1 pseudogene is annotated in these 554 nt (G+C 60.1%); it reads left to right on the top strand.

The window, feature by feature from the left end:
- A pseudogene (locus tag AWB81_RS44105) lies at window positions 1-421 on the top strand (ISNCY family transposase); the annotation flags it as partial.
- Window positions 422-554 lie beyond the last annotated feature (133 nt).

The raw sequence follows: 554 nt of genomic DNA, 5'->3' as shown, positions 1-554 counted from the left end.
CGATCGCGTACTCTGGCTGCTCGACGACACGCCGGCGACCCGCAGGCTGATCGGCCGCTACATCGACGTGTGGGAATACCCGGATGGGCGCCTCGAAATCCGCGCTGACGGCAGCGTCCTGCATGCCGTGCCGTATGACAAGCTCGCAGACATCGACCAAGGCGCGATAATCGAGAACAAGCGTCTTGGTCATGCGTTGCAGGTCGCGCGAGCGCTACAGGCGCAACGGGATAACCGTCGGATCTCAGGCTCGCCGTCTCGCACAAATCGAGGTGCGCCGGTACGCACACCCAAGCCGTTGCCCGGCACGAAGAAGTCGCGCGCATTCACCCGAGCCGATCTGGACTTGGCAATCGCGCAGGTCGCGCAGCAGTCGAAGACGCCTTCAAAACCTGGCCAGCGGTCTGCTCGCACTCGCTAAACGGTCTGACACGCCCCTGTCCGATCAGGGCCGTCCTTCAACACTACGTGAATTCAAACCGTTGAAGACAGCTTTCACAACCAACCAAAAACACGACATCTGTACTTAGCCGGCGGTACGACATTTCAATTTT

The organism is Caballeronia arationis (genome assembly GCF_001544975.2).
Lineage (GTDB): Bacteria > Pseudomonadota > Gammaproteobacteria > Burkholderiales > Burkholderiaceae > Caballeronia > Caballeronia arationis.
Note: the sequence above shows the minus strand (reverse complement) of the source record. Positions and strands in the feature narration are given on the sequence as shown.